The following is an 8,028-nucleotide window of genomic DNA, read 5'->3' as shown; positions in this document are numbered from 1 at the left end:
CGGGCGGGTGCACGTCCGCCGCTCAGCAGCATGGCCGCAGGCAGGGTGTCGACCACCTGCGTGCCACGCCCGACCTGGCTGCGCACATAGCCCTCCACCTGCAGCTGCTCATAGGCATGGTTGACGGTGTTGCGCGACACATCCAGCTCGCGGGCCAGGTCGCGCGAGGCCGGCAGGCGGCTGCCCGGCAACAGGGCCCCGCTGTCCACGGCCTGGCGCAGCGCCAGGTACAGGGCCCGGTTCAGGCGGACGCGGTCCCCGCCCAGCCCGCGCCAGTCCATCTGGAGGATGAGGTCCGCGCACACGGAAGGTTTTGCCATGTCTGCCTTGCCTGCGTTGCCTGCGTTGCCTGCCTTGTGGAAGCGATGGTGGCGAACTCGATTGGCACCATCATCTTTTCAAAAGATGGCTCCATTCATGGAACCAATCGCCACTATAACCGTAAGCATTGCAGCCACCTCAACGGAGACCTTCTCATGTCCAGCGCCGCCACCAACGACACCACCAGAGCCTCGTCCGTCAACCAGCAACTCCAGAGCCGGCGCACCGCCGCCATGCCGCGCGGCGTGGGCGTGATGTGCGGCTTCCACGCCGTGCAGGCCGACAACGCCTTGCTGACCGATGCCGAGGGCCGCCAGTACATCGACTTCGCGGCCGGCATTGCCGTGCTCAACACGGGCCACCGCCATCCGCGCGTGGTGCAGGCCGTGCAGCGCCAGCTGGAGTGCTTCACGCACACGGCCTTCCAGATCGTTCCCTATGAAAGCGCCATTGCACTGGCTGAGCGCATCAATGCACTGGCGCCCATCGACGGCCCGGCCAAGACCGCCTTCTTCACCACGGGCGCCGAGGCGGTGGAAAACGCCGTCAAGATCGCCCGCCATGCCACGGGCCGCTCGGCCGTGATCGCCTTCCAGGGCGCCTTCCACGGCCGCACCCAGCTGGGCATGGCGCTGACGGGCAAGGTGGCGCCCTACAAGCAGGGCTTCGGCCCCATGCCGGGCGAAGTCTTCCACGCGCCCTTTCCCAGCGATGTGCAGGGCATCAGCGTGCAGCAGTCGCTGGACGCCATTGCCATGCTGCTCAAGACCTCGGTGGACCCGCAGCGCGTGGCAGCCATCATCGTGGAGCCCGTACAGGGCGAAGGCGGCTTCAACCCCGTGCCTGCCGCGCTGTTCACGGGCCTGCGCCAGCTGTGCGACCAGCACGGCATGCTGCTGATCGCCGACGAGGTGCAGACCGGCTTTGCACGCACGGGCAAGCTGTTTGCCATGGAGCACTACAGCGTGCGGCCCGACCTGATCACCATGGCCAAGAGCCTGGGCGGCGGCCTGCCGATCTCGGGCGTGGTCGGCCGCGCGGCCATCATGGACGCACCCCATCCCGGCGGCCTGGGCGGCACCTACGCCGCCAACCCGCTGGCCGTGGCCTCTGCCCATGCCGTGCTCGATGTGATCGATGAAGAGCGCCTGTGCGAGCGGGCCCTGGCACTGGGCAGCCAGCTGCGCTCGCGCCTGCAGGCATTGCAGACGCAGGATGCCGGCATCGCCGAAGTGCGCGGCCTGGGCTCGATGCTGGCCGTGGAATTCCACATTCCCGGCAGCGGTGCGCCCGACGCGCAGCGCGTGGCCGCCATCGTCCAGCGTGCGCAGCAGCAAGGCCTGCTGCTGCTGACCTGCGGTCTGTACGGCAACGCCATCCGCTTTCTCTATCCGCTGACGATTCCAGAGCCGCTGTTCGGCAAGGCGCTGGACATCATCGCCAACGCCATCACCCAGACCGCGCCCCAGCCGGTCGCGGCCTGAATCCATTCCACAGCCTGAGCCTTCCCGCACCATGAGTCTTTCACTGCAACGCCCCGATCTGTTCCGCCAGGCCTGCCTGCTTGCCCAGGGCTGGCACCCCGTGGGCTCCGGCCCCGCCATCGATGTCTTCAATCCCGCCACCGGCGAACGCCTGGGCCAGGTACCCGCCCTGCAGGCCGGCGAGGCCGAGGCCGCCATTGCCGCCGCACAGCGCGCCCTGCCCGCCTGGGCCGCGCTGACGGGCAAGCAGCGCGCCGGCATCCTGCGCCGCTGGTTCGACCTGATGCTGGCGCACCAGGACGATCTGGCGCGGCTGATGACGCTGGAGCAGGGCAAGCCCCTGGCCGAGGCGCGCGGCGAGATCGCCTATGCGGCCTCCTTCATCGAATGGTTTGCCGAGGAAGGCAAGCGCGTGGACGGCGAGCTGCTGCAGTCGCCCAACGCAGGCCAGCAGCTGCTCACGCTGCGCGAGCCCATTGGCGTGTGCGCCGCCATCACGCCCTGGAATTTCCCGGCCGCCATGATCACGCGCAAGGCCGGCCCGGCGCTGGCCGCCGGCTGCACCATGCTGGTCAAGCCGGCAGAAAGCACGCCCTTCACGGCCCTGGCCCTGGCCGTGCTGGCCGAGGAGGCCGGCATTCCCGCCGGCGTCTTCCAGGTGCTGACCGGCCATCCGCAGGACATCGGCCAGGCACTGACGCAAAGCCCCGTGGTGCGCAAGCTCAGCTTCACGGGCTCCACGGCCACCGGGCGGCTGCTGATGCGCCAGTGCAGCGACACGGTCAAGAAGCTGTCGCTGGAGCTCGGCGGCAATGCACCGTTGATCGTGTTTGACGATGCCGATATCGACCAGGCCGTGGCCGGCATCGTGGCCTCCAAGTTCCGCAACGCCGGCCAGACCTGCGTGTGCGCCAACCGCATCTATGTGCAGGACGGCATCCACGACGAACTGGCCCGCCGCCTGGCCCGTGCCATGGCGGGCTTCAAGGTCGGCAATGGGCTGGAGCCCGGCGTGACCCATGGCCCGCTGATCAACGAGGCGGCCGTGCAGAAGGTGGAAAGCCATGTGGCCGATGCGCTGTCCAAGGGCGCGCGCCTGCTGGCGGGCGGCAGGCGCCCGGTGCCGGGCCAGCTGTTCTTCGAGCCCACGCTGCTGGCCGATGTGAACGACAGCATGCAAGTCTGCGAGGAAGAGACCTTCGGCCCGCTGGCGCCGCTGTTCCGCTTCCATGACGAGGACGAGGTGGTGCGCCGCGCCAACGACACCATCTACGGCCTGGCCGCCTACCTGTTCACCAACGACAACCGCCGCATCTGGCGCGTGTCGCGCGCGCTGGAGTACGGCATGGTGGGCATCAACACCGGCCTGATCTCCAACGAGGTCGCGCCCTTCGGCGGCGTCAAGCAGTCCGGCCTGGGCCGCGAGGGCTCGCGCCACGGCATCGAGGAATACCTGGAGACCAAGTACCTGTGCCTGCAGACGGCATGAGGGTTGCCTGACGTCCGCAATGGCACCCGGCAGGGAAGACGGCATGGGCCTTCGACGGCAGCCTGGCTAGACTGGGCGCCATCAAAGGCCCATCCGATCTGCACCATGGACGCTTCTTCCGCCCGCCTCCCCTCTCCTTCCGAACCGCTGCGCATCGCCGTCATGGGCGCAGGCGCCGTGGGCTGCTATTTCGGCGCACTGCTGGCGCGCGCCGGCCACCAGGTCACGCTGATCGGCCGCCCCGCCCATGTGCAGGCCGTGCAGCAGCATGGCCTGCGGCTGGAGACGGCGGCGCTGGACATCCAGGTGCCCATGCAGGCATCGACCGAGGCCAGCGCCGTGCGCGATGCCGATGTGGTGATGTTCTGCGTCAAGTCCACGGCCACCGAGGAAGCGGCCCGCGAGATGCAGCCGCACCTGGCGCCGGGCACCCTGGTGCTGACCATGCAAAACGGCGTGGACAACGACGAGCGCGTGCGCGCCGTGCTGGGCCCGTCCGTGGCCGTGGCGGACGCCGTGGTCTACGTGGCCACGGCCATGGCCGGCCCCGGCCATGTGCGCCATTTCGGCCGCGGCGAGCTGGTCATTGCGCCGTCTGCACTCAGTGAACAGGTGGCCCTGCAGTTTGGCAAGGCAGGCATTGCCGTGCAGGTATCGCCCGACGTGCGCGGCGCGCTGTGGGCCAAGCTGGTGATCAACTGCGCCTACAACGCGCTGTCGGCGCTGTGCCAGCTGCCCTACGGCCCGCTGGTGCAGTCGCCCGGCGTGACGGACGTGGTGGACGACGTGGTGGCCGAATGCCTGGCCGTGGCCAGGGCCGACGGCGTGGCCCTGCCCGGCGACGTGCCCGCTGCCGTGCGCGGCCTGCCGGCCACCATGCCGGGCCAGTTTTCGTCCACCGCCCAGGACCTGGCGCTGGGCAAGCCCAGCGAAATCGATCACCTCAACGGCTACGTGGTGCGGCGCGGCGAGGCCCTGGGCGTGCCCGTGCCGCTGAACCGCACGCTGCAGGTGCTGGTCAGGCTGGCCCCTTCACGCGTGCAGGCCAGCCAGGAGCCCCTGAACCCGCCTCAGAACTCGTAGTTGGCAGACACCCACAGGCGGCGGCCTTCCTGGTTGTTCGCGTAGCGGTTGCCAAAGATCACGGTGCCCTGGACCTGGCCCGGTACGTTGTAGGGCTGGTAGTCCACGAAATCCTTGTTGAACACGTTGTAGATGGCCGCGTTGATGGTGAACTGCTTGCTCACGCGGTAGCTGCCGCCCAGGTGGAACTGGGTATAGGCCTTGTAGTTGCCCAGCGCGGCCTTGGCGGCCTGGGAGCTGGCGCTGGTGCCGGGGTCACGGTAGCGCTCGCTGCGGTACTCGGCGCGCAGCCACAGGTTCCACTGGGCACCCGGCTCCCAGTTCAGGCGGGCGTTGAGCGCGTGCCTGGGTGTGTCGCTCAGCGGGTTGCCAAGGTTGGGGCCGCTCTTTTGCTCGCTCTTGGTGAAGGTGTAGTTGGCGCTGGCGTTCCAGCCGCGCGCCAGCGGCATGCGCGCACTCAGCTCCAGGCCGCGCGTGACGGCCTCGTCCACGTTGATGGACTGGCCGAAGGCATCCACCAGCGGCCAGTCGCCGAAGCTCACGCAGCCGGGGCGGTTGGGCGCTGCCGCAAAGTCGCAGTTGATCAGGCCCGGGCCGCTGGTGATCTTGTCCTTGAACTCGTTGTTGAACACCGTGGCGCTGCCCGCAAAGCCCGTGGGGCTGTCGAAATAGACGCCCAGTTCGGTGGTGCGGCTGGTTTCGGGCTTGAGGTTGGGGCTGCCCACCAGCGGCAGGCGGCCCTGCTGGCCGAAGCCGTTGATGCCGGGCGCCAGCTGCTCCACGCGCGGCGTCTTGTAGCCGTTGCTGACGCCGCCCTTCACGGTCCACTGCGGCGCGGCATTCCACACGCCGTAGATACGCGGGCTGAGCTTGCCGCCGAAGAGGCTGTGGCGGTCATAGCGCGCGCCCATGGTGAGCTTGAAGGCGTCGGTCAGGCTCCATTCGTCCTCGGCAAACAGGGCCTTCTGCGTGAAGGCGAACTTGTTCGGCGCCACGCCGTCCTTCATCTCGGCATCCCACCACTGGCCGCCCAGCGTGGTCAGGTGGGCACCCCAGGGCAGGACCAGCTTGCTGTCCAGCACCTTGCTTTCCACCTCCAGCGTGCGCGCGGCACCTGGCGTCGCGCCCGGGGTTCCCCGGGGAACGGTCCGGCCGATGGTCTCGGTCCGGTTGACCATGAAGCTGGTGTCCCAGGTTCCGAAGCCGTAGCGACCGGTATGGGCCAGCGTGAGCTGGTCACGGTTGTATTTCTGCTCGGGGCTGTAGCCTCCCGTGCCCAGCGTGCCCAACTGGCCCTGCGAGTTGTCATAGGTCTGGCGGCCCGAGTCCAGGTCCAGCGTGATGTCGTGGTACCTGTTGGGCGTGAGCGCCAGGCGCAGGCCCAGGTTGTTGATCTCGGACTTGACGGGGTTGCCGCCCATGATGGGAACGGCTGGCTGGCCGTTGGCGCCCGCATAGGTGATGTCCGAAGCGGCCCGGCGCTGGGTGCTGCCGCGGATCGACAGGCCCAGCAGGTCCTCCTTGATGGGGCCGCTCAGGTAGAACTTGCCGGACTTGATATCACCGAACTCCGACTCTTGCTGCAGCGTGTAGTCGGCGCTGACGCTGCCCGTCCAGGTCTTGCCGACCTTGCGCGTGATGATGTTGATCACGCCGCCCATGGCGTCGGAGCCGTAGAGCGTGGACATGGGGCCGCGGATGACCTCGATGCGCTCGATGGCGCCGATGGGCGGCATGAAGCTGGTCTGCGTCTCGCCAAAGCCGTTGGGCGTGACATTGCCGGCCGAATTCTGGCGGCGCCCGTCGATCAGCACCAGCGTGTAGTCGCTGGGCATGCCACGGATGCTGATGTTCAGGCCGCCGGTCTTGCCCGCGGGGGCGCCTACGTCGATGCCTTCCACGCTCTCCAGCGCGTCGGTCAGGCTGCCGAAGCGGCCCTTGGCCAGTTCCTCGCGCGGAATGACGGTGATGGAGGCCGGCGCCTCCTTGATGTCCTGCTCGAAGCCCGATGCAGAGACCACGACTTCGCGCAACTCGGTGGCGGCAGCCGCATTGCTTTGCGATGGGGTCTGTGCCGATGCGGCACCCGAAGCACAGATGGCGGCCACCAGGAGGGCCAGAGGGGAAGGACGCGACGGAAGAACGCCGCGCAGATCGCGATACGACATGCAAACACTCCAGAAACGGAAAACGGGCTGTGAGGCCCGTGCAACTCGCTTTGAAATCTTTGGTTATGCGATGGGATGGGGATATGTAACGAAATTATATGAACATTGAGAATCATTTCCATTCTCATGATCACAATAGGATTTATCTGTCGCACGGATGCTACGTTCCTAGGAGCAGAAAGCGCTGACGGCACCAATGCTTGCGCTGGCGCAAGCTGCTCTCACCACCTCAATACACGTCACGCCGGTAGCGGCCGCTGCGCACCAGCTGGTCCATTTGCGCCTCACCCAGCACGGCGTGCAACGCCTGGTCCACGCCCTGGGCCATACCCTGCAGGCTGCCGCACACATAGATGGCTGCGCCCTGCGCCACCCATTGGCGCAGCACATCGCCGGACTGCGCCAGCAGGTCCTGCACATAGGCGCGCGGCGCGCCTTCGCTGCGATCGCGCGAGAAAGCCAGGTCCAGGCGCTGCAGCACGCCGCCCTCGCACCAGGCCTGAAGCTCGTCGCCATAGAGCCGGTCATGCGCGGTATTGCGCTCGCCGAACAGCAGCCAGTTGGGCCCCAGGCCTGCTGCGGCACGCGCACGCAGGTGGCTGCGCAGGCCGGCCAGACCCGTGCCGTTGCCGATCAGCACCAGCGGGCGCTGCAGGTTGTCTTCCAGCCGGAAATTGCGGTGCGCACGCAGCCTCAGGGTGATGGCTGCCCCCAGGGGCGCGCCCTGCGTGAGCCAGCCCGAGGCCAGGCCCGGCGAGCCGTCCTCGCGCCGCGCCTGGCGCACCAGCAGATGCACGCAGCCATCCTGGGCGATGGAGGCGATGGAGTACTCGCGCGGATGCCGCGGGTCCGCAGGAATGCAGACCTGCGCCAGGTCGCCGGACTCCCACAGCGCGGCCTCCGTTGCAGGGGGCTGCAGCTCGATGTGGAACACCGGCTCGCCTGCGCTGCCCGGGTTCATATGCCGGCGCGCGGCCAGCGTCCATTCGCTGAAGACCGGCTGCTCCCATGCCGGCATGTCGCCCAGGCTGCTGATCTGGGTCAGCTGGTGCTGCCAGGCGGTCAGCGCCTGCGGCGCGCCGTTGTCCATTTCAATGCGCTCGAACCAGGGCCTGGCGCCACCGGCGCGCAGCCAGCCGTCCAGCGCGCGGCCAAAGCCGCAGAACTGCGCGTACTGGCGATCACCCAGCGCCAGCAGGCCGTATTGCAGATGGGACAGGCCCTGCGCCTGCGCCATGGAGTGCGCCAGGAACAGGGCTGCGTTGTCGGGCGGATCGCCCTCGCCATAGGTGCTGGCGATGAACAGCGCCCTTTGGGTCTGCGCCAGCAGCTTCACATCAACGGCATCGAGGGCGCACAGATGCACGCTCTCACCGGCCGTATGCAGCAGCCGCGCAGTCTCGCGTGCCAGCTCCTCTGCCTGGCCCGTCTGGCTGGCATAGGCCACAAGCAGGGGGAGCGCGCCCTCGCGCGCCGAGGCCAG

6 protein-coding genes are annotated in these 8,028 nt (G+C 68.2%); 3 read left to right on the top strand and 3 right to left on the bottom strand.

Annotated features, from left to right (window positions below; translation table 11 throughout):
• Positions 1 to 320: GntR family transcriptional regulator (locus tag L995_RS07350; protein WP_156136007.1), on the bottom strand; the 320-nt coding region annotated here is incomplete at its 3' end.
• Between the two features lie 156 nt (positions 321 to 476).
• Between L995_RS07350 and gabT the strand changes: the two genes are divergently transcribed.
• The 3 genes from gabT to L995_RS07335 all read left to right on the top strand — a co-directional run bounded on the left by gabT (position 477) and on the right by L995_RS07335 (position 4,377).
• Positions 477 to 1,805: a 4-aminobutyrate--2-oxoglutarate transaminase gene (gene gabT / locus L995_RS07345; RefSeq protein WP_047470610.1), complete on the top strand. Its 1,329-nt coding sequence runs from the start codon at positions 477 to 479 to the stop codon at positions 1,803 to 1,805.
• Positions 1,806 to 1,836: 31 nt separating this feature from the next.
• Positions 1,837 to 3,294, top strand: a complete 1,458-nt coding sequence (locus L995_RS07340; protein ID WP_047470609.1) for an NAD-dependent succinate-semialdehyde dehydrogenase — start codon at positions 1,837 to 1,839, stop codon at positions 3,292 to 3,294.
• Positions 3,295 to 3,399: 105 nt separating this feature from the next.
• Complete coding sequence (locus tag L995_RS07335) at positions 3,400 to 4,377, top strand: ketopantoate reductase family protein (protein WP_047470608.1); 978 nt, start codon at positions 3,400 to 3,402, stop codon at positions 4,375 to 4,377.
• On the opposite strand, the gene L995_RS07330 is transcribed toward L995_RS07335, so the two are convergent.
• On the bottom strand, positions 4,365 to 6,545 hold the full coding sequence (locus L995_RS07330) for a TonB-dependent receptor domain-containing protein (RefSeq protein WP_047470607.1): 2,181 nt from the start codon (positions 6,543 to 6,545) through the stop codon (positions 4,365 to 4,367). The genes L995_RS07335 and L995_RS07330 overlap by 13 nt on opposite strands.
• Before the next feature lie 229 nt (positions 6,546 to 6,774).
• On the bottom strand, positions 6,775 to 8,028 hold a 1,254-nt coding region (locus L995_RS07325; protein ID WP_047470606.1), incomplete at its 5' end, for a sulfite reductase subunit alpha.

Source organism: Delftia sp. ZNC0008 (genome assembly GCF_000799035.1).
GTDB lineage: Bacteria > Pseudomonadota > Gammaproteobacteria > Burkholderiales > Burkholderiaceae_C > Comamonas > Comamonas tsuruhatensis.
This window is presented reverse-complemented; position numbering and strand designations above follow the sequence as displayed.